We start from the raw sequence: 23,302 nt of genomic DNA on the forward strand, positions 1-23,302 counted from the left end.
GTTATTGAATATTTAAAAATTTTGGGTAATTTGTCAAATAATTGTCGGCTAAATAGCGTGACAATTGAAAAAATCATTTTTAATCTTTCTCTACATGATTAACAAGTACTCTGCCGCAACGTTGTTGTTGCTCGCCTCGCTCACGGCTCAAGTAGCTCAGGCCCAGGATGCCCGCCGCGTTGCCAACAAAATATTGGGTGAAGACGGCCAACCCGTACTGGTTCAATTCAATGCCGAAGGCAAAGCCGCTTACCGTGGCGTGGCCGCCGAGCAGGTGCTGCGCCAGCAACTGGCCCTAGGCACCAGCGACCAGCTGCGCGCCGCCCGCGTCGAAACCGACCAGTTGGGTTTCACCCACGAAAAATTTGCCCAATACTACCAGGGCGTGCGCGTCGAGCACGCCGAGTACACGGCCCACCGCAAAGGCGGCGCAATTGAATCCATCAGCGGTGATATCGAGAAGATTTCCGGCCTCAGCACCAGCCCTTCGCTGAGCGCTTCGGCCGCTTTGGCCCGCGCGATGGCCCACGTAGGCGCCACCAAATACATGTGGCAGGACTTGGGCGAGGAAACCCTGCTGAAGCAGGAAACCGGCAAGTCGTCGGCCAGCTACTACCCGCAGGGCGAACTGGTGATTGTGCGCAACGCCCGCGCCACCCGCGCCGAAAGCAAAAACCAACTGACCCTGGCCTGGAAATTCGACGTGTATGCCCAGGAGCCGGTGAGCCGCGCCTATATCTACGTTGATGCCCACACCGGTGAGGTGGTGCAACAGGATAATATCATCAAGCACACCAGCGCGACCGGCAGCTTTGCCACGGCCTACAGCGGCACCCGCTCGATTGCCGATGGCACTACCACCGGCGGCTATTTCCTGCGCGAAACCGGCCGCGGATTAGGCATTCAGACTTTTAACATGAAGAAGGGCACCCAGTATGCCCGCGCAGTTGACTTCATCGACGCCGACAACAACTGGACGGCCGCCGAATACAACAACAGCACCTTCGACAACGTGGCCGGCGACGCCCATGTGGGGGCTGAGGCGACGTATGACTACTGGAAAAACGTGCACGGCCGCAACTCCTACGATAACGCCGGGGCCATCATCAAGAGCTATGTGCACTACAGCCGCAGCTACGAGAATGCCTACTGGGACGGCACGCGCATGACCTACGGCGACGGGGCCACCCGTTTCCGCCCGCTGACGGCGCTGGACGTGTGCGGCCACGAAATCGGCCACGCCGTGTGCGAAAACACGGCCAACCTGACTTATTCCGGCGAGTCGGGCGCCATGAACGAAGGCTTGTCCGACATCTGGGGCGCGTCGATTGAAGCGTATGCCGTGGCTAATCTGGGTTTCACCTCGGGCGGCGTAAAAGCGAAGTCGACCTGGTTGATTGGCGAGGAAATCGACAAGCAGCAGGCTGCGCTGCGCTCGATGAGCGACCCAAAGTCGCAGGGCCAGCCCGACTATTATAAGGGTATTAACTGGTACACCGGCACTTCCGACAACGGCGGCGTGCACACCAACTCAGGCGTGCTCAACTACTGGTACTACCTGATTGCCAACGGTAAAACCGGGACCAACGAGAAAGGCGTGGCCTTCTCGGTTGCCGGCCTCGGCCTCGATGCCGCCGCGAAAATCACCTTCCGCATGGAAGATGTGTACATGGTGGCCAGCTCGACCTACGCGCAGGCCCGCACTTATTCCATCCAGGCCGCTACGGACCTGTACGGGGCCGGCTCGGCCCAGGTAACTGCCGTCACCAACGCCTGGAACGCCGTGGGCGTAACCACCGGCGCGGCACTCGTGGCCCAAACGACTACCACGGCCCCCGCGGCTAGCAAAGTGAATTCGCTTACCGCAAGCGACAGCCACGCGCTGAGCCTGTACCCCGTGCCGGCTTCCAACGAGTTGCATATGTTGCTCGAAGGCAACAGCCAAATCGTGAGTGTGCGCGTGAGCGACCTGCGCGGCGCGACGGTGACGACGGCCCGCTACGACGGCAATGGCACGCTCGACGTGAGCAACCTGGCCAAGGGCATGTACCTCCTCAACGTGAGCGACGGCAGCCAGACCTTCCGTCAGCGCTTCGTGAAGGAATAGCCGAACCTGGGTTGCGTTAACGAAAAAGGCCCGTCAGCATTGCTGGCGGGCCTTTTGGCTTAGGTGGCGGCGCGTATGCGGCAGGCTATTCCAGCGAATAATCGAGCTTCAGCATGAGGGTGCCGAAGCCGTCGGTATTGGCCGAAGCGCCGCCCAGGCGCTTGTTGCTGATGTCGTCGAGCTGGTCGGTGGTGGTGAAATAGTAGTTGCCTTCGATGCCGGCGCGCCAGCGGTCGAACAGGTGCACACTAAAGCCCGCGCCCACCGGAAAGGCGCCGGCCAGGGCCGGGTAATCGTTGCGCTCGGGCGCAAAAAACGCGGTGCTGCTGCCCGAGCGGCTGGTACCCAGGTACGACTGCGGGTCGTAGAGCAGCAGGCCCGCCCCGCCCTGCACGTAAACCTGAAAGATGGGGGCCTCGCCGTTGGAAGCGGCAAAGACCGACTCGTCGGCCAGCAAATCGTAGCGCAGAAAAACCGTGCCCAGGCCGTTGTTGCTGGTGAAAGCCAGGCCGCGCTCGCGCAGGTGGTCGCGCGCACCGAGCTGTGCGTAGGTGAACTCGCTGCCCAGGTGCAGGTGCGGCGTGAGGCGGTAGAGCACCCCCAGGCTGCCGGCCAGGCCGAAGAAGTTGTCGCCGGGGCTGTTGCCCAGGTCGCCGTTGTAGAGGCCGGTGCCCCCGGCCAGGGTAACGTGCAGGGGCCCCTGGTAATAGGGGCGGCCCTGGGAGTTGTAGTGGCGCACCTGCCGCTGGTGCTGGGCAGCCGCCGGGCGAGCCGCCAGGGCGCTGGTGGCCATCAGGCCCAAAACAAATGCTCGAAAGCGCATACGCGAGGTTGTTGGTGAATAAGGCCGCCTATACGGCGCTAACGCGGGCCGGGCCGAAACCGGTACGTAGCCTGGCCTATTTGAAGGTGCCTTGCGGGTCGGGGAGCTTGGCCAGCAGGTCAGAAATAAAGTTAATGTCGAGGCTGCCGGGGCTGATGGCCTGCCCTTTGTGCACAGCGGCCCAGGCTTCGGCGTATTTCTCCTGGTAGTAGTAGCCCCGCGCCAATTCCTGCCAGGCGTTGGCATTGGTTGGCGCGACGGTTGTGGCGCGCTGCAGCAGGTCGAGGCCGGCGGTGAGGTCCTTTTTCTTCTTGGTTTGGCCGTAACGGATAAGGTGGCTAGTGCCCAGGTCGCTCAGCAGCAGGCTATTGGCAGGGGCCAGGGCCAGGCCAGTGGTAAGCAGATTAATTGCCGCATCAGGTGTTGGCTGGTTGCTGGCCACGATGCCCAAACCGCGGTAGGCATCGGCATTTTTGGGGTCGAGCAGCCAAGCCAGGTTGAACCGGTAAGTGGCGGTATCGGGCTTGTTTTCGCCCAGGTACTCGAAGCCCTTGGTGGCGAAAAAGGCGCTGGCTTCGGCCGGCGAAGCAAAGCTGGCGGTAATGGCTTTAAGCTGGGCTTCGCCGATAACCTGGGTGGCCTGTGCCGGCGTGAGGCCGCCGAACAGCGGCTGCAGGCGGGCAGAACGGGGCGAAGGGGCAGCAGCAGGCGCCAGGCTGCCATCGGGGTTGGCAGCGCTGGTACGGTTCTTACGCTGAGCGTGGGCAGGTGCGGCCCCAAGCAGCCCCAGCACCAGCAAAGCGCCCAGAGCCTGCGAAACAGATTTTAGCGAAGCGGAAATCAACACGGATTGGAAATAAAGAACGAAGGATGCGGCCGGGGGAATTAATCCCCCTGGCTGGTTCTGACAAAGATAAAGCCAACGCCGCCAAGCATCAGGGGCGGCACGGGCAGCAAGGTGGGCAAACTGTTGTCTGCTGCCGGGCGTAGGTGAGGCCACTGCGCCGGCTTTCGGCGGCAGCTATCCCTGTTTTGTTCTTGTAATGCGTCGTTTCCTGTTGCTTACTCCGGTGGCATTGCTGCTGGCAATTGTAGTAGTCGTGCTGGCTACCGAATACGTGGCGGCCCGCCCCAGCCACCGCGCCAAAGACGTGGCCTACGTGCCCGCCTCGGCTCCCGATTTTGATAAGGAACGCCACCTGCTCGACGTGTATTCGCCCAAAAAGGCGTCCCCGAATGCGGCGGGCTACCCGGTGGTGCTGTTCATTCACGGCGGCAGCTGGACGAGCGGCAACAAGAACTTCTACAGCTTTGTGGGTCGGCGGCTGGCCAAGCAGGGCGTAGTAGCCGTGGTGATGAACTACCGCCTCGCGCCCGCCGTGCACGTGCCCGAGCAGGCCGCCGACTGCGCCCGCGCCCTGGCCTGGACTGTGGCCAATATCAAAAAATACGCCGGCGACCCGCAACGCGTGTTCGTGATGGGGCACTCGGCCGGCGGCGGCCTGGCGGCCCTGCTGGCTACGGATGATGAATTGCTGGCCCGCAACGGCCTGCCGCGAAACCCGGTGCGCGGGGCCATTATGGACGACCCGGCCGGGCTCGACATGTATAACTACCTTAAAGAATCGAAGTACGAGGGCGATGCCAAGTACAAAATTCCCTTCGGCACCGACCCGGCGGTGTGGAAGGAAGTGTCAGCCATTTACAAGATTAAGCCCAACCTGCCGCCGTTCATCTTCTACATCGGCGGCGAAACCTACCCGGGCATCAGCGGCAGTTCGGCGCGGTTTCGGGACCGGCTGAAGGCCACCGGGCAGGCCCCGGCCTACACCGTGCTGCCCGGCCGGCACCACGTGCCGATGGTGCTGCAGCTCTATTGGCAGCACAACATCATCTACCAGGGCCTGCTGAAGCTGGTGGGGGCTGCCGGATAAACGGGAAAAAGAACGTCATGCAGAGCGCAGCGAAGCATCTCGCGTGCTGGCAGTAATCCGTTCGATTGGATTAGTGTTGGCGGGCAAGATGCTTCGCTGCGCTCAGCATGACGTTCTTCTTTCTCTTTCTCACCCAAACAGCCCGCCCTGGCGCGTTGGCTGCTCAAATTCCAGCAGCCACTTTTTGCGGTGCATGCCGCCGGCGTAGCCCGTCAGGCTGCCATCGGCCCCGATGACGCGGTGGCAGGGCCACACGATGGCCAGCGGGTTCTGGCCGTTGGCCGCACCCACAGCCCGCACCGATTTCGGATTATTCAGCAGCTTGGCCACGTCGAAGTAGGAGGCGGTGCGGCCGTAGCCGATGCCGGTGAGCGCCTGCCACACCTGCCGCTGGAAGTCGGTGCCGAAAGTGGGGGCGTAAGTAAGGTTGAACTCCCGCAACTCGCGGTTGAAGTAAGCCTGCAGCTGCTCGTGGGCCGGGCGCAGGCAGGCCGGGACGTTGCCGGCAGCAGTAGCCTCGGCCGCTTCATCGAGAAACGTGACGGCGCTCAGGCCCGCCTCGGAGCCGGTAAGGGCCAGCGAGCCGAGGGGCGTGAGCAGCGTGGCAGTGGCGGGATTCGTCATGTTAGCAAAAGTAGAGGCGCAGCATTTTGCGTCTCTTCGCTGAACGACTTGCGAAGAGCGAATACTGTTGAGCGACAGCCACGCGGCGCGAATAACGAGACGCAAAGTAGTGCGTCTCTACAACAGCTCTGGCAACTGGGGCAGCAGCAGCCGGCGGCGAGGAGCCTTGGCCGCGCTCACCACGGCCTGGGCCTGCAGCAGGGCTTCGGCGCTGGGCTGGTGCAGCACGCGAGCCGGGCCGGGCTGCGAAAGGTCGGCATCCCAGAGGCCGGACTGGTGCCATTGGTCGGTATGGTCCCAGTCGGGGCGGTCGATGAGCGGGTAGATGCACACGCCCTGCAGGGGCAGGCCCTTGCGCAGTACCTGGGCGCACTCGTCGGCAATCATGCGCCACCAGAGGGGGCGGTCCACGCCGGGGTGGCTGGTTTCGGTAATAGCGAAGGGGCGGCCGTAGCGCTGGTAAGCCTTGCGCAGCAGCTTGTGCAGCGGCACCCAGCGCGGGTCCATCACGGTGTCGTTCCAGCCCAGCTTCTGGTAGGGGTGGAGCTGCCACTGGTTGTCGTAGTAGTAGTTGAAGCCCACGATGTCGAGCAGCTCGGGGCTGCCGCCGAGCTCGGGGCACAGCCGGCCGCAGAGGATATCGGTGGCCTGGAACTGGTTGTGGTGCGCCTCGCGGGCCTCGCGGCGGTGCTGGGGCCAGGCGTTGGGCGGCGGGCTGATGCTGATGAGCGGCTCGGTGGTGAGCAGGCGGATGCTGGGGTCGGCCTCGCGCAGGGCGTAGCTGCCCTCAATGTAGGCGCGCATCAGGCCGTACTTCACGCGCCAGCCCTGGCCGTGGCAGTAGGGGGCGGTGCCGTTGGCATCGCCGCCCAGCCACGAAATGAAGCTCACCTCGTTGATGGGCGTGACGATGAGAACGTCGTCGGGCCGCTGCGAGCGGTAGAAATCCACGAAAGCGCGGCAGAGCGCGGCAAAGCGCCGGGCAAACATGGGGTGCAGCGGCGTGAGGTCATCGGGGTAGCCGAAGTGGCACAGGTCCCAGATTTGCTGCACGCCGTGGCGCTGGCCGGCGTCCAGCATCAGTTGCACGGTGCTGAAATCGTAGTGGTAGGGCGTTTTCTCAATCATCGCCCAGCGAATGCCCTCGCGCACGGTTCCAATATTGAACGGCTTTTGGGCGGCGTAGTCTTCGTCAATCAGCTGCAGGTGGCCGGTGAGGGGCAGAAAATCGACGCGGTTGCCGAAGGCGTTGAGCTGGTCGGTGCATTCGTAGCCGCCCCACCAAAAGGACTTGAAGGGGCTGGTTTCGGGGGAAAAGTTGGCCATAGCAGGAAGGTCGTAGGAGTGCGAATGCCCGCGCCGGCTGGTGAGGCCGACGCGGGCAAGGTATAGCTTAAACCGAAAAAAGGCAGCTGAGGTTAAGGTTGAGCTTCGCAGAACGTCACCAGAACGTCATGCAGAGCGCAGCGAAGCATCTTGCGTGCCACCACTAACCAATGAAGATTGAGTTACTGCCACACGCGAGATGCTTCGCTGCGCTCTGCATGACGTTCTATTTTGTAGGGCATGCACTATTTCTCTGCTGCCGGCACCAGGTTCTTCGCCTCGATGAAAATGCGCTGCACCTCGGGGTGCTCCCGGCGGATGGCATCCTGCAGCTCCTCCACGGCCGCGGCCACCTGGTTTGAGCTCAGGTTGTCGGCAAAGTCCACGTCGAGGGCCATGATGACATCGTTCGGGCCGAGGTACATGGTGAGGGGCGAGCGGATTTCGCGCACCTGCGGCTGGTCGCGGGCAATGCGTTCGAGGTTGGCCAGGGTGGGCGCATCCACGCCCGCGCCCACCAGCAGGCCCTTGGTGCGGCCCACCAGAAAAATGGCCACCAGCATCAGCAGTAGGCCAATGGCAATGGAAGCGCCCCCGTCGAAGTACGGATTGTTCAGCAAATGGCCCAAAAACACGCCCAGGCCGGCAATGGCCAGGCCAACGAGCGCGGCTAGGTTTTCCATCACGGAGGCAAACACGGCCGGGTCGCGGCTGGTGCGCAGCATCTTCACGAAGCCGATGTTGCCCGTCGACTGGGCCAGCAGGGCCTTCACGGAGAGGTAAAACGCAATGCCCTCGAACAGAAACGACAGGCCCAGCACCACGTAGTTCCAGCCCGCGTCTTCAATGGGCTCGGGGTGCTGAATGTGCTTGATGCCCTCATAGAACGACATGCCGCCGCCAATGGCAAAAATGAGCACGGCCACAATCAGGCCCCAGAAATACAGTTCCTTGCTGTGGCCGAAGGGGTGCTCGGCATCGGGTGGGCGCTGGCTTTGGGCGGTGCCGTAGAGCAGCAAGCCGCTGTTGCCGGTATCCACGAGCGAGTGGATGCCCTCCGAGAGCATGGCCGACGAGCCGGTGAAATACGCCGCCACAAACTTGCTGATGGCAATGGCGATGTTGGCGGCAATGCCGCCGTAGAGGGAAAGTTTGGAAGCGTTAGCGTTGGCCATGCGGCGGGGGTAGGATTGTGTACTATCGGTCGTAAAGAATTCAAAGAACGTCATGCAGAGCGCAGCGAAGCATCTCGCTTGTGGTGGTAATCCAATCGCAAGGGAGAGAATTACTGCCACACGCAAGATGCTTCGCTGCGCTCTGCATGACGTTCTGGTATCGGTCTATGCTGCTGTGGGCCGGCTCGACAGCGACTTGGCTTCCACGAAAATCCGTTTCATTTCCGGGTATTTGGCCCGGATGTCGTCCTGGATTTTATCGATGGCCAGCTCTATCTCATTGGCCGACAGCTTCGACGAAAACTCCACGTCGAGGGCCAGAATGACGTCGGCCGGGCCGAGGTAGGAGGTGAGCGGCGGGCCCAGCTGCTCGATGTTGGGCTGGGATTTCACGATTTTCTCGATGTCGTCGATGGTTTCGTCGTCGACGCCGGTGCCCACCAGCAGGCGCTTGGTTTTGTAGATGAGAAACAGGGCCACGCACACCAGCAGCAGGCCAATGGCAATGGAAGCCGAGCCGTCGAGGTAGGGGTTGTTCAGCAAGTGGCCGAAATACACGCCCAGCAGCGCAATGGTCAGGCCCAGCAGGGCGGCCAGGTCTTCGAGCAGAATGGCGAATACTGACGGGTCTTTGCTGCGGCGCAGGGTTTCCCAGAAGCCCGTGTCGCCCCGGTCGGCATTGAAGGCTTTGAAAGCCAGGAAGCAGGAAATGCCCTCGAACACCAGCGACAGGCCCAGCACCACGTAGTTCCAGGTGGGGTCGGTGATGGGCGCGGGGTGCTTGAGGTGTTCGATGCCTTCGTAGAACGACATGCCGCCGCCCACCGAAAACACCAGAATGGCCACAATCAGGGCCCAGAAATACAGCTCCTTGCTGCGGCCGAAGGGGTGGCGGGCATCGGCCGGCTTCCCAGCCTGGTGCACGCCGTAGAGAATAAGGATGCCGTTGCCGCTGTCGACGAGCGAGTGGATGCCCTCCGAGAGCATGGCCGACGAGCCGGTGAAATACGCCGCCACAAACTTGCTGATGGCAATGGCGACGTTGGCCGCGATGGCCCCGTAAATGGCAAACTTGGAACTGTTGGGCGAACTCATGGCGGGGCTTTACGCGGGAGGCTGGGGAGGTGTTGGAAAGTAGCGCAGACTTTGTGGCCCGCGAATGGATGAAACGCAGCGCGGCCTACAAAGTCCGCGCGGCATTTCCAGCCCTTTCCGCATGCCCGACGAGCGACGAAGCTTCGATAAAAATCTGCCGGAACTCGGGGTACCGGGCTTTAACGGCCGTTTGCAGGCGCTGCACGGCTTCCTCCACTTCCACGGCCGTGAGGTGGTCGTGGAAGGCAATGTCGAGGGCCAGAATGCCGTCGGCGGGGCCGAGGTACATCGTGAGCGGGGCGCGCAGCTGGCTCACGGCGGCATCCTGGCGGGCCAGGGTTTCCAGGTTGCGCAGCACCTCGGGGCTGGCGCCTTCGCCCACCAGCAGGCCCTTCGATTCCTTCAGCATGAACACGGCCATGCCTACCAGCAGCGCCCCAATGGTCATAGAGGCGGCGCCGTCGAAGTACAGATTATTGAGCAAATGCCCGAAGAAAATGCCGGCCAGCGCAATGACGAGGCCCACCAGCGCGGCCAGGTCTTCGAGCAGAATGGCGAACACGGCCGGGTCGCGGCTGGTGCGCAGGGCCTGCCAGAAGCCCTGCTCGCCCTGCGTTTTGCGGAACTCGCGGTAGGCCAGCGTGCAGGCCACGCCCTCGAACACGATGGCCAGCCCGAGCACCCAGTAGTTCCACGTCGGGTCGGTGAGCGGGGCGGGGTTGCGGATGTACTGGTAGCCTTTGTAGAGCGACATGCCGCCGCCCACGGCAAAGATTAAAACCGCCACAATCACCGTCCAGAAGTAGATTTCCTTGCTGTAGCCGAAGGGATGGCGGGCATCGGCGGGCCGGGCGCTGCGGTTCATGCCCAGCAGAATGAGCAAGCCGTTGCCGCTGTCGACGAGCGAATGAATGCCTTCCGACATCATGGCCGCGCTGCCGGTGAAGCCCGCCGCCACAAACTTGGAAACGGCAATGGCCAGGTTGGCCCCAATGGCCCCGTACACGACAATTTTAGAAGAGCTGCCCGCCATGAAAAGTTGATGAAGGTTCGATGAATTACTGGTCGGGCTTACGGGGCCGTAGCGGCAGGGTTGGTGAGATGTAGCGCAGACTTTGTAGTCCGCGAGTCCGGCCGTTATCCGGCGCGGACTAAAAGTCCGCGCTACTTTCGCCCCCATGTCCGCACCTACTTTGCAGCGCCGCCTCGGCCTGGTTCAAGCCACCGCGCTAAATATGATTGACATGGTGGGCATTGGCCCCTTTGTCACCCTGCCGCTCGTGATGGGCTTCATGGGGCCGAATTTCCTGCTGGCCTGGCTGGTGGGCGCGGCCCTGGCCTCGGTCGATGGCCTCATCTGGAGCGAGCTGGGCGCGGCCTACCCCGAAGCCGGCGGCAGCTACCGCTTCCTCAAGCTGGCCTACGGCGAGCAGAAGTGGGGCCGCTACATGTCGTTTCTCTACGTGTGGCAAACGCTCATTCAGTCGCCGCTGGTACTGGCCTCGGGGGCCATTGGCTTCGCCCAATACTTCGGCTACCTCGTGCCGATGACCGAGTGGTGGCAGCCCAAAGCCGTGGCCGGCGCCGTGGTGCTGCTGCTGATTGTACTGCTCTACCGCCGCATCGAGGACATTGGCAAGCTGGGCGTGGCCCTGTGGGTGGGCGTGCTGAGCCTGATGGGCTGGCTGATTTTCGGCGGCGTCACGCACCCCAACCACCACGTCGATATTTTCCCGAGCGGCGGGTTCTCGGCCTTGCCGGGACTGCTCATTTCGGCCGCTATGGGCCAGGCGGCCGTCAAAACCATCTATTCCTACCTCGGCTACTACAACGTGTGCCACCTCGGCGCCGAAATCAAAGGCCCGGAAAAGGTAATTCCGCGCAGCATTTTTCTGAGCATTCTGGGCATCGCGGCGCTGTACCTGCTGCTGAACTGGAGCGTGGGCACGGTCATCGGCTGGCAGGAAGTACAGAGCTGGCAGGCCAGCGCCGGCGACAAGTCGCAGTTCATCATCAGCGTGTTTATGGAGCGGCTCTACGGGCCCACGGCGGCTACCATTGCCACGGCCATGGTGCTGCTGGTGGCGTTTGCCTCGCTGTTTGCGGTGCTGCTGGGCTACTCGCGCATTCCCTACGCGGCGGCGGCCGACGGCGAGTTTCTGCCCATCTTCGGCAAGCTGCACCCCACCAAGCAGTTCCCGTACGTGTCGCTGCTGCTGCTGGGCGGCGTGGGCTTCGTGTTCAGCCTGCTGTTCCGGCTGGGCGAGGTGATTTCGGCCATCTTGGCCATGCGCATTCTGGTGCAGTTCGTGGGCCAGGCCGTGGGCCTGATGCTGCTGCGGAAGCGGCGCGGCACCAGCGCGCTGCCCTTCAAAATGCCGCTCTACCCGCTGCCCGTCATTCTGGCCATCATCGTGTGGCTGTTCGTGTTCGTGGGCATTGCGCCGGCCGAGGTGACGTGGGGCGGCGTACACTTCAAACTGTATTTCCAGGTAGCCGCGCTGGGCATGATGGCGCTGGGCACCGGCGCTTTCCTGCTCTGGAGCCGAAGCCAGAAACGCTGGCCGTTTGGGCTGTAGCAGCTAATTAACAGCTGAAAAACGCCCCACACTAGCCCAGCCACCACCCCAGCCCGCCTGCCAGCAGCGCGCCGGTCAGGGTATTGATGAAATTCACCGCATTGTTGCTCAGCCACCCGCGCCGCTCCAGCGTCGCGCCCAGCACCGAATCCATCAGGTTGCCGGCCGTGCCCGCCACCAGCAGCCAGCCAAAGGTTCCGTTCCAGCCGAAGCTACTACAATAGGCCGCCGCCAGCACCGCCGAGCCCGCCAGCCCCAGCGCCGTGCCTTCCAGGCTTACCACGCCATTAAGGCCGCGCGCATCGGGCCGCAGCGTGAGGATATTGTAGTAGCGCCGCCCGTACACATTGCCCAGCTCGGACGAAAGCGTGTCGGCCGTGGCGGCGGCGAAGCTGCCAGCCAGCATCAGGCCGGCCAGCGGTGCGGCGGGCGGGTATTGCCAGGCCAGTAAGCCCAGCAGGCCGGCCACACCGGCATTGGCCACCACCTGGCCGGCCGTGCGGCGGCCCTTGTTTTCCTCGGCCAGGCCGAGGCGGCGCTTGTCGGCCACGCGCCAGCCGGAGGCGGCCGTGCCCAATGCGAAAAACAGCGCCAGCAGTGCCAAGCCGGCAAAGCCACTGCCGAGGTAAATCAACAGGCCCAGCACGCCGCCAGTGCAGGCAGCAGCCATAGTCAGCTTGCCGGCCCGTACGCTGTAGAACATGCCCGCCCCCAGCAGAAGAACCACCAGACCGAACCGAATCAATTCCATTACCCAAGTCGTTTCTCGTAGCAGAAAAACCGCAGCCCCGGCCGAAACGCCAGCGTAATCTCGCCCGCAAACCGGTAGCCCAGCTTAGGGAAAAGCCGTTGCGTGGCGGCATTTTCGGAGTTGGTGTCGACGCGCAAAACGTGCAATCCTTCCGCTGTAGCCTGTTTTTCGGCTTGCTCCATCAGCGCCAGCGCCACGCCGCGGCCATGCGCAGCCGGGTCCACGGCCAGGCGGTGCGTCACGAGGGCAGGCTGGGTTACGTCCCAGTCGGCTTGGGCATATTCCTCGTCCTGGTCCTGCGTGAGGGCAGCCACGCCAGCTATTGCTCCGTCCAGTTCGGCCACCCAAAGGTGGTTGTGCTCGATGTCGGCCCGAAAAACGGCCTCATTCGGATAGTCGACCGACCATTGGAAGTTGCCGCTGGCCTGCATCAGCGGCACCACGCGGCGCACCAGGGCAAGAATAGCGGGTAGGTCGGCTAGGGTAGCGCGGCGGGTTATGGGCACGGGGCAAGCAAGTATTAAGTGGTGACGAGTTAATCGTTGGACTGTGTCAGCGACCCCGTGGCGGCGGAATTACTGAAGAGCATGAGCCGCATAATTTTGGTGGTATGCCGGTACCGCTCGGTAAAAGCCTGGCTATCGTGCAGCCTGGTTTCGAGCCGCTGCAAAGAGGTCAGATACTCGGCCAGCGCAACCTGTTGGTCGGGCGTAGCGGGGTGGGCCGTGGCCAGCAGGCGGCGCGCTTTGGCCAAGTGCGCTGCCACGGGCACGAGCAGCTGCTGCAGTTCTTCGTCGGACCGGTGCGGCAAAAACCGGTGATTAAAAAAAACGATGAACGCGTTGAAATCCCTGATGCCCGCGTTGGAGGCATCAACGGCCGCATTGAACGTGCTGACAAACTGGTTGGATAACGCTTGGCGGTTGTGAAGCAGGAAATTAAACGTGAGGTCATTCTTCACGCCGTTTTGCTCCACGCGCCGGGCGATGTTCCGCAACTGCTGCTCAGGACTCTGGCGGGCGTAGGCGGCCACCGAATCGGCAAAGGCAAAGGGCTCGTCCGGTGCGGGCGGCTGCGTGCCCAGCTGAAACTGTTGCGGCGTGCGTGGCGCCGGCAGCAGCTGCCACAGCGGGTCGAAGGGCATGTGGGTGGCGATGAAAACGGCCGGTGCCACCCGAAAATACGCGTCGTTGAATTCCGGAATAAACGTCTCGTTCGCCAGGTGTCCGGCGGCCCAGGTCGGGTCCATCAGCCACCACTGGCCCGCAATGCGGCTGGCACACCAAGCGTGGCCCAGCGGGTCGCGCAAGCTGGTGTAGCCGGGCACCACGTAGGTAAGCACGCCCGCCTGGTTGGCCAGTGCGCTATACAGCTCGGCGTAGTGCTGGCACACGCCACGCCGTTGGTCCATTGTTTCCTGCACCGTTGTGGCGTGTTCGGGGCGCGAGTCCAGCACGTATCGGTTGTCCACGTCGTAGCGGATGTTGCGGGCCACCCATACGAAGGCCGCCCGCGCCCGCTCGTCCTCCGATTGAAAGGCCGTGGCAATAAAGCGCGTCAGCCCACCCACCGTGCGGGCCGCCGAATCGGGTACCTGCCGCATGCGGGCATCCACGGCCCGGTATAGCGGCAACAAGTGCGCGGGCTTGGGCCTGCCCGGTTGCGCCCAGGCGGTTTGCGCCAAGCAAGCCCAGCCCGCCAGTGCCAATATCGGAAAACGGCAGAATGACACAGGCATCGCAATAAGCAAGTTAGCAGAAGAAAGCCAGGCCACAAAAATGGGCAAATTCGGTGGCATTGCCGCCCGAATTTGCCCATTTTTGTGGCCGAGAATCTCCGCCTACCCCCGCCGCAGCACGGCAGCAGCTTCCTTGGCGAAGTAAGTCAGAATGGCATCGGCCCCGGCACGCTTGATGCTCATGAGCACCTCCATCATGGTGCGCTCGCCGTCGACCCAGCCGTTCTGGGCGGCGGCTTTTATCATGGCGTACTCGCCGCTCACGTTGTAGGCCGTCACGGGCAGGTGGGTGTGGTTTTTCACCTCCCGAATGATGTCGAGGTAGCTCAACGCGGGCTTAATCATCACCATATCGGCGCCTTCGGCCTCGTCCAAAGCCAGCTCGCGCAGGGCTTCGAGGCGGTTGGCGGGGTTCATCTGGTAGCTTTTCTTGTCGCCCTTCTTGGGCGCCGACGACAGCGCATCGCGGAACGGGCCATAAAACGCCGACGCATACTTGGCTGTGTAGCTCATGATGCTGACGTGCGAAAAGCCGTTCTCGTCCAGCACCCGCCGAATCCAGGCCACGCGGCCGTCCATCATGTCGCTCGGGCCGATGATGTCGGCGCCGGCGCGGGCTTGGGCCAGGGCCATCTGGCCCAGCACTTCGAGGCTGGGGTCGTTGAGGATTTCGCCCGAATCGGGGTCTACCACGCCGTCGTGGCCATCGGAGCTGTAGGGGTCCATGGCCACGTCGGTCATCAGCACCACTTCGGGGAACTGGCGCTTGATGTCGGCCACTGTTTTCAGGTAGAGGCCTTCGAGGTTGGTGCTTTCGCGGGCCATCGGGTCCTTCAGCACTTCGTTGATGTTGGGGAAGGGCGCGAAGGCTTTCACGCCCAGCTCCACGCACTGCCCGATTTCATCAATCACGCGGTCGGCCGTGAAGCGGAAGATGCCGGGCATCGACTTGATTTCCTCGGTCTGGTTATGGCCTTCGGTGATGAAGACGGGGTAGATGAAATCGTGCGCGGTGAGGCGGGTTTCCTGCACCATGTCACGAATGACGGCAGACTTGCGGTTGCGGCGGGGGCGGTGAGTAGGGAGCATAAGCGGCATAAAACCGACCTCAGCCCGGCCGGTACGAATGAGAAAATGAATGGGAAGCTTGAATAAGCCGCCCGGCCCCGCAAAGTTCGGCCCGGCCGGCCAATTAATGCCCGCCCGGGTCGAGGTAGGCCAGCAACACGACACCCGCCGCCACCGCCGCCGTGATAATCCAGCCCACGCCCCCGCCACTGATGGCCAGCCCAACCAGGGCCACCACCAGCGCCACCATGCCCAGCAGCCCCAGCACCGTGAGGCCCAGCCCCTGCCGCGCCGGCGCGTGCGCCCGGTGCAGCAAATGCCGCCGGAATGGAGCGGAAGCCCGGCTTTGGGTAGCGTTGGTAGTTGCAGCTACTTGAGCCGGTACTGATGCTGAAAGCTGCGACGGCATGGGCGGCGCCGACGGCACAAGTTGCGATTGAACTGCGGCCGGTGCTGGTGCTTTTACCAGTGCTTCAGGTAGGAGCCGGGCAGGCTTTTGCTCACTAATGGATGCCACCGATGGAAGCCCCGCCGCAGAAGGTGCGGATGCCGCAACAGCCGCTTTAGAAGCACTGGGCGGGGCTATGGTCGCCCGCGCAATCGGCGTTGCCGCTCGCAGCCCAATGGGCTGAAACGAAAAGCTTGGCCGGCTGCTCTGGCAGCCGCTGGCCAAGCCGCTAAAAGCCATCAGCACTACCAGTAGGCGCACGTTGAACAAGCGGGAAAAAGTAAGAGAAAGCATAAGGGAAAGCCGGAAATATGGTCGGCGTTGGGCTGTACGAAGATTGGCCGGTTTCCGCTACCCGGCGACCAGTTTCGTGGCTGCCTGCCAGCCGGTGCCGGCCCCCAGCGCCACGCCCATGCCGTTGCAGCGCACGGCGGCCAGCACGCCCGGCCGCACCCAATCGATGATGGGTGCCAGCGCCGGCCCGAATCCCATTACCCCACTCCAGCGGTAGTCGATGCGCGGCTGCCGGCCGGGCACAATCACCTCGCCCAGCAGGTTTTCGAGGTAAGTCTGCACAGCAGGCGTGAGGCCTGGCTCCGTCGTTGCCTCCGCTTCAAAATCGAGGTTGCGGCCGCCGCCCAGCAGAATCCGGTGGTCGGGCAGCTGCCGGAAATAGGCGTAGCCGTGGTCGTAGTGAAACGTGCCGAGCAGTCGCATGTCGGGCAGCGGCTCCGTCACCAGCACTTGGCCGCGGCCGGGCGTTACGGCCAGCTCCGGCAGCAGCTCAGTGGCGAAGGCGTTGGTGGCCAGCAGCACCTGCCCGGCGGTCACGGTCGCGCCGTTGGCGAGGTGCAGTTGGTGGCCATTGGCGGAATTCTCAATGGCTTCCACCGCACAGTTGGTCAGCACCGGCACGTCGGCGGCCCAGGCGCGGGCCAGCAGGGCGCGCATCATGCGGCCGGTATCGAGGCTGCCCTCGTGCTCATTCTTCAGCAGCGTGCCCACGCCGCTAAAGCCAAACTGCCCAGCCTGCGCACTGGCATCCCGAAAGGTTTGGGCGTGGCCCACCACCGGGGCCAGCAAGGCATTGAAGTAGTCGATTTTGTCGCGGCATTCGGCTGCCAATGCCGCTTCTTCGTGCCGGAATAGCTCGTAGCCGCCCACCAGCTGGTAGTCGAGCGCGGCATCGCCCAGCAACTCGCGCAGGCGGGCCAGCCCGGCCCAGCGCGCGGCCACCACGGCCTGCAAGTCGCCGCGCTTTTCCTGTTCAATCAATTCCGAAATCGACCCAAAACAGGCAAAGCCGGCATTTTTCGTGCTGGCGCCGCTGGGTAGTGGCCCGCGCTCCAGCACCACCACGCGCCAGGCCGGCCGTAGTTGCTTCAGGTACAGGGCCGCCGTCAGCCCCACCAGCCCCGCGCCGATAATGGCCACATCGGCCGGGCCGAAGAAGGACTGGTGTTCCCAGTACGATAGCGCAAGGTTTCGCAAGGTTAAAAGAGGTTTCGCGAGGTGAGCCGATGGATGAAATCAGCGAAACAACAAACCTAGCGAAACCTCTTCTAACCTTGCGAAACCTTGCGTTTAGAAGGCCAGAATCACTTCCGCAATCACATCGCAGGCGGCGTGCAATTGTTCTTCGGTAATCACCAGCGGCGGGGCGAAGCGGATGATGTCGCCGTGCGTGGGCTTGGCCAGTACGCCGCGCTCCATCAGCGTCACGCACACGTCCCAGGCGGTGCGGCCATCGGCGGCGGGCACGATGACAACCGCATTCAGCAGGCCTTTGCCGCGCACCAAGTCCACCACTTCGGGGCGCTGGGCCTGCACCTGGCGCATCCGCTCACGGAAGATTTCGCCCAGCCGGGCAGCGTTGTCGGCGAGCTTCTCGTCGATGAGCACGTCCAGCGCGGCGCGCATCACAGCGCAGGCCAGCGGGTTGCCGCCAAACGTGGAGCCGTGCTGCCCGGGCTGAATCGTAAGCATGATTTCGTCATCGGCCAGCACCGCCGACACCGGCAGCACGCCGCCGCTCAAGGCCTTGCCCAAGATGAGAATATCTCCGCGCACGCCCTCGTGGTCGCAGGCCAGCAGCTTGCCGGTGCGGCCCAGCCCGGTCTGAATTTCGTCGGTAATCAGCAGCACCTTGTGCGCTTTGCAGCTGGCGGCGGCTTTGGCCAGGTAGCCTGCGTCGGGCACCATCACGCCGGCCTCGCCCTGGATGGGCTCAATCAAAAAGCCGCATACATGCGGGTCGCGCAGGGCCTCTTCCAACGCCTCGGCGTCGTTGTAGGGCACCACCCGGTAACCCGGCATGTAGGGCCCGAAGCCACCCGTGCTGTCACCATCGGTGCTGAAGGAGATGATGCCCGTGGTGCGCCCGTGAAAATTATGCTCGGCCACCACAATCTGGGCCATGTTTGGGGCAATGCCCTTTTCCTGGTAGCCCCACTTGCGGGCCAGCTTCAAGGCCGTTTCCACGGCTTCGGCCCCGGAATTCATCATCAGGGCCTTGTCGTAGCCAAACAGCTCGCACAGCTGCTTCTCCGCCGCCCCCAGTTGGTCATTGAAAAACGCCCGCGACGTAAGCGTGAGCTGCTGCGCCTGCTTCGTGAGCGCCGCAATGATGCGCGGGTGGCAGTGGCCCTGGTTCACGGCCGAATAGGCCGAGAGGAAGTCAAAATACTGCTTGCCGTCCACGTCCCACAAGTGCACACCTTCGCCCCGATTCAGTACCACGGGCAGCGGGTGGTAGTTGTGGGCGCCGTACTGGTCTTCGAGCTGCATGAGCTCGGCGGCGCGGGCCGAGGTGGCGGTGGGGGAGGAGGTGGTGGCGGACATTGCAGGGGCGGGAATTGGTGAGGCCCGAAATTACGGATTTTCGCCCCGCCCGTTCAGTTGCTACCGCAGCCGCATGCCTTCTACCTGCGCGGCCGTCTCGTTGTAGCGGCCCACGTAGTTGCCTTCCTCGCGGCCGCTGGCCCGCAGCAGCGTCCAGTCCACCACGGCCGTTTCGGGGAAGCTCACCGGCATGGGCTCGGCGGGTGTGGCTGAGTCGGCCGCTTCGGGCAGCAGCAGGGCCTGCACGGTGTTGCCGCGCCAGCCCAGCACCCGCGCCAATGCCTGCCGGAAGCTCGTATCCGAAGCCGCCACCCGCACCGAGAGCAGGAACTGGTCGCCCTCGGGCAGGCCGGCCAGAAACTTCTTTTTCGCCTGCGGCAGCGTGCGCAACGCCTCGCGCACCGGGTCGGCCAGGGCCGTTTCTTCGCGGGCCAGCGCCGGCCGCACGCCCGCCGGGGCCGTGGCCGCCGTCAGTACCACCGGCGCTACACCCTGCGCAGCGGCCGTTTTTACATTTCCCGTAACCAGAAGGGCTAACAGCGGCAGCGCAAAGTAGCTAGGCGTTTTCATAGAATAAATAGGAGGTTTCAGGAGCAATATACGGCCTGAACTTGGTTCAACACCCACCGGCTTACCTTTGATTCCCTTATGCCTCCGCCCAAACCCCAGCCGCTCCAGCCCGGCGATTTCTACTACACGCCCGAAGGCTACCTCGTCTTCACCGAGCAGTACCACCGCCGCCGGGGCAGCTGCTGCCAGAGCGGCTGCCGCCATTGCCCCTGGAAATTTCGGCCCAAATCAGGCCCTGAGGGCGCATCCGACCGGAAATAGCGCGGGGTGTTTGGTGAATGCCAGACTTTTGCCGATATTTGCGGCCCGTTTCCCTGCTTTGTATAAAATTTAACCCTCCGATATCATGGCCCGTGTTTGTGATTTGACCGGCAAGCGTACCCGCGTTGGTAACAACGTTTCGCACGCTAACAACAAGACCAAGCGCAAGTTCTATCCGAACCTGCAGAAAAAGCGCTTCTACATCCCCGAGCAGGACGCCTGGGTGACGCTGAAAGTAGCGACTTCCACCATCCGCACCATCAACAAGAACGGCATCATGTCGGTCCTGAAGAAGGCCAAGGAGCAGGGCTTCATCGTTTACTAGCTGATTTGTTGGTGCTCGATATTGAGTAGCCGGTGGTCAGAAATGATGCCGGCACTGCTTCGATAATCGGACTACCAACTACTCACCACCGAGTACGCAAGTACAAAGCCAGCGCCGCTACAGTTGTCTCTCCGGCAACTGTAGCGGCGCTGGCTTTGTCTGTTGGCGGCTATCTTGCTTCGAGGTAGTCATTCATCAGCAAGTAGCTTGTTATGCGGTTTCCATTCTACGCCCAAGCGGTTTTGGGCCTGCCCACGCGACGGGCGGCTTACGTTTTATTGAGCGGCTGTCTGAGTCTGGGCGCGCTGCCCGTGGCGGCCCAAGCACCCACTTCCATTCCCGAGCCCATCGTGGAATATCCGGCCCCGGCCCGGCCCACCGATTTCCTCACACCGGCCTTCCACAAGCAGCGGCGCGAGCTGTTGCGGGCGCAGCTGCCGCCGCACAGCGTGGCCGTGGTGTTTGCCGCCCCGGTGCGCAACCGCGCCAACGACGTGGATTTTGTGTACCACCAGAACCCCGATTTCCACTACCTCACCGGCTACGAGGAGCCCGACGCGGTGCTGCTGCTTTTCGCCGAGCCGCGCACCGTGGGCGGCCGGCCGGACGTGACGGAAGCCCTGTTCACCCAGCCCCGCAACCCCGCCCGCGAGCAATGGACGGGCCGCCGCCTTGGCGCCGCCGGGGCCAAAAACCAGCTGGCCGTGCAGTACGCGGCCGACGATACCGACTTTGCCGCCTCGGGCCTCAAGTGGGCTGATTTCGACAAAGTGCTGTTCGATAACCTGCCCACCGATACCCGCGACGACGCCCGCAACCCCGCCGACCTGCACAACCTGGTGGCCACGTTTCGGCAGCAGGCCAGCGTGCCAGCCGACTACAACCCGGCCGTGAGCGAATGGGAAGCCGGCATCCGGCGCTTCGGCCTCACGCGCTCCAAAGGTTTTGCCGAGTATCTGACCAGCCAGATAAAGGAAAACCCCGCGCTGGGCAATTCTCCGCTGATACGCGACTACGTTGCCGCCACCACCGACGCGGCCCGCAAAGCCGCCATCGACGCGCACCCGCCCGGCCGCCTCGACGATGCCACGCTGGGCGAGAAGCTCGACGGCCTGCGCGCCGTCAAAACGCCCGAGGAGCTGGCACTGCTGCGCCGGGCCGTCCGCATCAGCGCCCAGGCCCAGCGCGAGGTGCTGAAGCTGATGCGTCCCGACATGGGCGAAATGGAGGTGCAGGGCCTGCACGAGTACGTGTACCGCCGCTACGGCGCCGAGTTCCAGGGCTACCCCAGCATCGTGGGCGGCGGGGCCAACGGCTGCATCCTGCATTACGAAACCAACGACCGCCAGCGCCTCGACAACGACCTCGTGCTGATGGACTGCGGCGCCGAATACCACGGCTACTCGGCCGATGTGACGCGCACCGCCCCGCCCTCCGGCACGTTCAGCCCCGCCCAGCGCCAGATTTACGAGCTGGTGCTGGCTGCCCAGGAGGCCGGTTTCGCCGCCTGCAAGCCCGGCGCGCCCTTCGATGCGCCCAACAAAGCCACCCAGGAAGTAGTGGCCGCCGGCCTGCAAAAGCTCGGCATCATCAAAAAGAAAGAAGATTTCCGCAAGTACTACCCGCACGGCGCCAGCCACTACCTGGGCCTCGATGTGCACGACCGTGGCAGCTACGGCCCGCTCCAGGCCGGCAACGTCATCACCGTCGAGCCCGGCATTTACATCCCCGCCGGCTCGCCCTGCGACCCCAAGTGGTGGAACATCGGCGTGCGCATCGAAGACGACGCCCTGATTACCGCCACCGGCTACGAGAACCTCTCGGCCGAAGCCCCGCGCACCGTGGCCGATATTGAGAAGCTGATGGCTGAGCCCAGCGCGCTGGAAAACTTTAAGCTGCCGGAGTTGAAGTAGCTGTTTGGCAACCACTGAACGCAACAGCAGCCTGTCATGCAGAGCGTAGCGAAGCATCTTTACCGCGCAACGCAATCAAAAACGATTGGTTTACCTATTGCGGCAAAGATGCTTCGCTACGCTCTGCATGACGTTCTTACAGCGCACGATTCCGCCCGTTCTGCTTCGCCGACTGAAAGTTGCGTAGAGTTGCTTTGCTGTTTCCAAAAATCCCCGTACCTTTGCAGTCCTAAATTTAAAAACACACACCCCCGTCGAGATGGCCAAGAAAGGAAACCGGGTGCAGGTTATCATGGAATGCACCGAGCATAAAACCTCGGGGATGCCGGGCACCTCGCGCTACATCACCACCAAGAACCGCAAGAACACCCCCGAGCGCATCGAGTTGAAGAAATTCAACCCCATCCTCAAGAAAATGACCGTTCACAAGGAAATTAAATAACCTGAACAATGGCTAAGAAAGTAGTTGCTACGCTGAAAACCACCGAGAACGCCAAGAACTGGGCGAAGGTGATTCGGGCCGTGAAATCGGAGAAAACCGGTGCTTACACCTTCCGCGAGGAAATGGTGCTGCTCGACAAAGTGCAGGAGTACCTGGCTACCGGCAACAAATAGTTGCGGGCCGCTGCGGCTTCGTTGAAAGTTTAAAAAGTCCCACCTTCGTGGGACTTTTTGCGTGTAGGGGTGTTGCCCCGCTCCAATTTCTTCCCTCTCTATGGGTCTCTTCGATTTTTTTAAAAAGGACAAGGAAACTCCTGCCCAGCAAGCCTCGCTTGATGCCGGCCTGGAAAAAACCAAAACCAACTTTTTCGAGCAGCTGAGCAAGGCCGTGGTGGGCAAAAGCACCGTGGACGAAGCCGTGCTCGACGACCTGGAAACCATGCTGGTGCACGCCGACGTGGGCATCGAAACCACCGTGAAGGTCATCGACCGCATTGAGGCCCGGGTGGCGCGCGACAAGTACGTGAGCACCGGCGAGCTCGACCGCATCCTGCGCGAGGAAATCGCCGGCCTGCTGGAGGATAACAAGTCCGGCTCTACGGCCGTGCTCGACAGCGCCGGCAATTCCGGCCAGCCTTACGTGATTATGGTGGTGGGCGTGAACGGTGTGGGCAAAACCACCACCATTGGCAAGCTCGCGCACCGGTTTCACTCGGCCGGCAAGAAAGTAGTGCTGGGTGCGGCCGATACCTTCCGCGCCGCGGCGGTTGACCAGCTCATCATCTGGGGGCAGCGCGTGGGCGTGCCGGTGGTGAGCCACGGCATGAATACCGACCCGGCCTCGGTGGCTTTCGACGCTGTGAAAAAGGGTGTGGAAATGGGCGCCGATGTGGTCATCATCGATACCGCCGGCCGCCTGCATAATAAGGTGAACCTGATGAACGAGCTGAGCAAAATCAAGCGCGTGATGCAGAAGATGATTCCCGACGCGCCGCACGAGGTGCTGCTGGTACTTGATGGCAGCACCGGCCAGAATGCCTTTCTGCAAGCCAAGGAGTTCACCAAAGCCACCGAAGTCACGGCCCTAGCCATCACCAAGCTCGACGGCACGGCCCGCGGCGGCGTGGTGATTGGCATTTCCGACCAGTTCAGCATTCCGGTGCGCTACATTGGGGTGGGCGAGAAGATGACCGATTTGCAGCTGTTCGACCGGCACACGTTCGTGAATTCGCTGTTCAAGAAATAAGTAAATGCTGCTCAAGGCAACGGCCCGCCCTGTCCGG

24 protein-coding genes are annotated in these 23,302 nt (G+C 62.7%); 9 read left to right on the forward strand and 15 right to left on the reverse strand.

What is annotated here, in order from left to right:
* Nucleotides 1-94 precede the first annotated feature (94 nt).
* Nucleotides 95-2,107, forward strand: coding sequence for a M4 family metallopeptidase (locus MON38_RS14755; protein ID WP_241936950.1), 2,013 nt, complete (start codon nt 95-97; stop codon nt 2,105-2,107).
* A gap of 85 nt (nt 2,108-2,192) precedes the next feature.
* On the opposite strand, the gene MON38_RS14760 is transcribed toward MON38_RS14755, so the two are convergent.
* Nucleotides 2,193-2,930: a hypothetical protein gene (locus tag MON38_RS14760; RefSeq protein ID WP_241936951.1), complete on the reverse strand. Its 738-nt coding sequence runs from the start codon at nt 2,928-2,930 to the stop codon at nt 2,193-2,195.
* A gap of 76 nt (nt 2,931-3,006) precedes the next feature.
* Complete coding sequence (locus MON38_RS14765; RefSeq protein ID WP_241936952.1) at nt 3,007-3,777, reverse strand: tetratricopeptide repeat protein; 771 nt, start codon at nt 3,775-3,777, stop codon at nt 3,007-3,009.
* A gap of 196 nt (nt 3,778-3,973) precedes the next feature.
* On the opposite strand from MON38_RS14765, the gene MON38_RS14770 reads away from it, so the two are divergent.
* Nucleotides 3,974-4,864, forward strand: a complete 891-nt coding sequence (locus MON38_RS14770) for an alpha/beta hydrolase (RefSeq protein ID WP_241936953.1) — start codon at nt 3,974-3,976, stop codon at nt 4,862-4,864.
* A gap of 129 nt (nt 4,865-4,993) precedes the next feature.
* On the opposite strand, the gene MON38_RS14775 is transcribed toward MON38_RS14770, so the two are convergent.
* The 5 genes from MON38_RS14775 to MON38_RS14795 form a co-directional block, all read right to left on the reverse strand.
* Entirely contained in the window at nt 4,994-5,488 is a 495-nt protein-coding gene (locus MON38_RS14775) for a methylated-DNA--[protein]-cysteine S-methyltransferase (protein ID WP_241936954.1), read from the reverse strand.
* 117 nt (nt 5,489-5,605) lie between these two features.
* Nucleotides 5,606-6,814, reverse strand: coding sequence for an amine oxidase (locus tag MON38_RS14780; RefSeq protein WP_241936955.1), 1,209 nt, complete (start codon nt 6,812-6,814; stop codon nt 5,606-5,608).
* Nucleotides 6,815-7,059: 245 nt separating this feature from the next.
* The gene (locus tag MON38_RS14785) at nt 7,060-7,989 is read right to left on the reverse strand and encodes a cation diffusion facilitator family transporter (protein WP_241936956.1); all 930 of its coding nucleotides are present in this window, start codon (nt 7,987-7,989) and stop codon (nt 7,060-7,062) included.
* A 165-nt stretch (nt 7,990-8,154) separates the two neighbouring features.
* The gene (locus tag MON38_RS14790) at nt 8,155-9,084 is read right to left on the reverse strand and encodes a cation diffusion facilitator family transporter (protein ID WP_241936957.1); all 930 of its coding nucleotides are present in this window, start codon (nt 9,082-9,084) and stop codon (nt 8,155-8,157) included.
* Nucleotides 9,085-9,169: 85 nt separating this feature from the next.
* On the reverse strand, nt 9,170-10,117 hold the full coding sequence (locus tag MON38_RS14795; RefSeq protein ID WP_241936958.1) for a cation diffusion facilitator family transporter: 948 nt from the start codon (nt 10,115-10,117) through the stop codon (nt 9,170-9,172).
* 145 nt (nt 10,118-10,262) lie between these two features.
* On the opposite strand from MON38_RS14795, the gene MON38_RS14800 reads away from it, so the two are divergent.
* Nucleotides 10,263-11,663 carry an APC family permease gene (locus MON38_RS14800; RefSeq protein ID WP_241936959.1) on the forward strand — a complete coding sequence of 467 codons (1,401 nt, stop codon included), beginning with the start codon at nt 10,263-10,265 and terminating at the stop codon, nt 11,661-11,663.
* A gap of 31 nt (nt 11,664-11,694) precedes the next feature.
* Here MON38_RS14800 and MON38_RS14805 read toward each other — a convergent pair whose 3' ends face one another.
* The 8 genes from MON38_RS14805 to MON38_RS14840 all read right to left on the reverse strand — a co-directional run bounded on the left by MON38_RS14805 (nt 11,695) and on the right by MON38_RS14840 (nt 19,079).
* Entirely contained in the window at nt 11,695-12,390 is a 696-nt protein-coding gene (locus MON38_RS14805) for a DUF92 domain-containing protein (RefSeq protein WP_241936960.1), read from the reverse strand.
* Between the two features lie 23 nt (nt 12,391-12,413).
* Nucleotides 12,414-12,920 carry a GNAT family N-acetyltransferase gene (locus MON38_RS14810; RefSeq protein ID WP_241936961.1) on the reverse strand — a complete coding sequence of 169 codons (507 nt, stop codon included), beginning with the start codon at nt 12,918-12,920 and terminating at the stop codon, nt 12,414-12,416.
* 29 nt (nt 12,921-12,949) lie between these two features.
* Nucleotides 12,950-14,050: a transglutaminase domain-containing protein gene (locus MON38_RS14815; protein ID WP_241936962.1), complete on the reverse strand. Its 1,101-nt coding sequence runs from the start codon at nt 14,048-14,050 to the stop codon at nt 12,950-12,952.
* Nucleotides 14,051-14,254: 204 nt separating this feature from the next.
* The gene (gene hemB, locus MON38_RS14820; protein WP_241936963.1) at nt 14,255-15,241 is read right to left on the reverse strand and encodes a porphobilinogen synthase; all 987 of its coding nucleotides are present in this window, start codon (nt 15,239-15,241) and stop codon (nt 14,255-14,257) included.
* A gap of 103 nt (nt 15,242-15,344) precedes the next feature.
* On the reverse strand, nt 15,345-15,536 hold the full coding sequence (locus MON38_RS14825) for a hypothetical protein (protein ID WP_241936964.1): 192 nt from the start codon (nt 15,534-15,536) through the stop codon (nt 15,345-15,347).
* 483 nt (nt 15,537-16,019) lie between these two features.
* Nucleotides 16,020-17,159, reverse strand: coding sequence for an NAD(P)/FAD-dependent oxidoreductase (locus MON38_RS14830; RefSeq protein ID WP_241936965.1), 1,140 nt, complete (start codon nt 17,157-17,159; stop codon nt 16,020-16,022).
* Between the two features lie 93 nt (nt 17,160-17,252).
* Nucleotides 17,253-18,509: an ornithine--oxo-acid transaminase gene (rocD, locus tag MON38_RS14835; RefSeq protein ID WP_241936966.1), complete on the reverse strand. Its 1,257-nt coding sequence runs from the start codon at nt 18,507-18,509 to the stop codon at nt 17,253-17,255.
* Nucleotides 18,510-18,569: 60 nt separating this feature from the next.
* Nucleotides 18,570-19,079: a hypothetical protein gene (locus tag MON38_RS14840; protein WP_241936967.1), complete on the reverse strand. Its 510-nt coding sequence runs from the start codon at nt 19,077-19,079 to the stop codon at nt 18,570-18,572.
* A 78-nt stretch (nt 19,080-19,157) separates the two neighbouring features.
* Between MON38_RS14840 and MON38_RS14845 the strand changes: the two genes are divergently transcribed.
* The 6 genes from MON38_RS14845 (at nt 19,158) to ftsY (ending at nt 23,265) form a co-directional block, all read left to right on the forward strand.
* Nucleotides 19,158-19,340, forward strand: coding sequence for a C1orf53 family protein (locus tag MON38_RS14845; protein WP_241936968.1), 183 nt, complete (start codon nt 19,158-19,160; stop codon nt 19,338-19,340).
* A gap of 85 nt (nt 19,341-19,425) precedes the next feature.
* The gene (gene rpmB / locus MON38_RS14850; protein WP_044003635.1) at nt 19,426-19,665 is read left to right on the forward strand and encodes a 50S ribosomal protein L28; all 240 of its coding nucleotides are present in this window, start codon (nt 19,426-19,428) and stop codon (nt 19,663-19,665) included.
* 212 nt (nt 19,666-19,877) lie between these two features.
* Nucleotides 19,878-21,578 carry an aminopeptidase P N-terminal domain-containing protein gene (locus MON38_RS14855; protein WP_241936969.1) on the forward strand — a complete coding sequence of 567 codons (1,701 nt, stop codon included), beginning with the start codon at nt 19,878-19,880 and terminating at the stop codon, nt 21,576-21,578.
* A gap of 259 nt (nt 21,579-21,837) precedes the next feature.
* On the forward strand, nt 21,838-22,020 hold the full coding sequence (gene rpmG / locus MON38_RS14860; RefSeq protein WP_035567317.1) for a 50S ribosomal protein L33: 183 nt from the start codon (nt 21,838-21,840) through the stop codon (nt 22,018-22,020).
* Between the two features lie 8 nt (nt 22,021-22,028).
* Nucleotides 22,029-22,193 (forward strand): DUF4295 domain-containing protein, encoded by a 165-nt coding sequence (locus tag MON38_RS14865; RefSeq protein WP_083322258.1) that lies wholly within the window; start codon nt 22,029-22,031, stop codon nt 22,191-22,193.
* A gap of 100 nt (nt 22,194-22,293) precedes the next feature.
* On the forward strand, nt 22,294-23,265 hold the full coding sequence (gene ftsY, locus MON38_RS14870; RefSeq protein WP_241936970.1) for a signal recognition particle-docking protein FtsY: 972 nt from the start codon (nt 22,294-22,296) through the stop codon (nt 23,263-23,265).
* The last annotated feature ends 37 nt before the right edge of the window (nt 23,266-23,302 follow it).

The organism is Hymenobacter cyanobacteriorum (assembly GCF_022631375.1).
In the GTDB taxonomy this organism is placed as follows: domain Bacteria; phylum Bacteroidota; class Bacteroidia; order Cytophagales; family Hymenobacteraceae; genus Hymenobacter; species Hymenobacter cyanobacteriorum.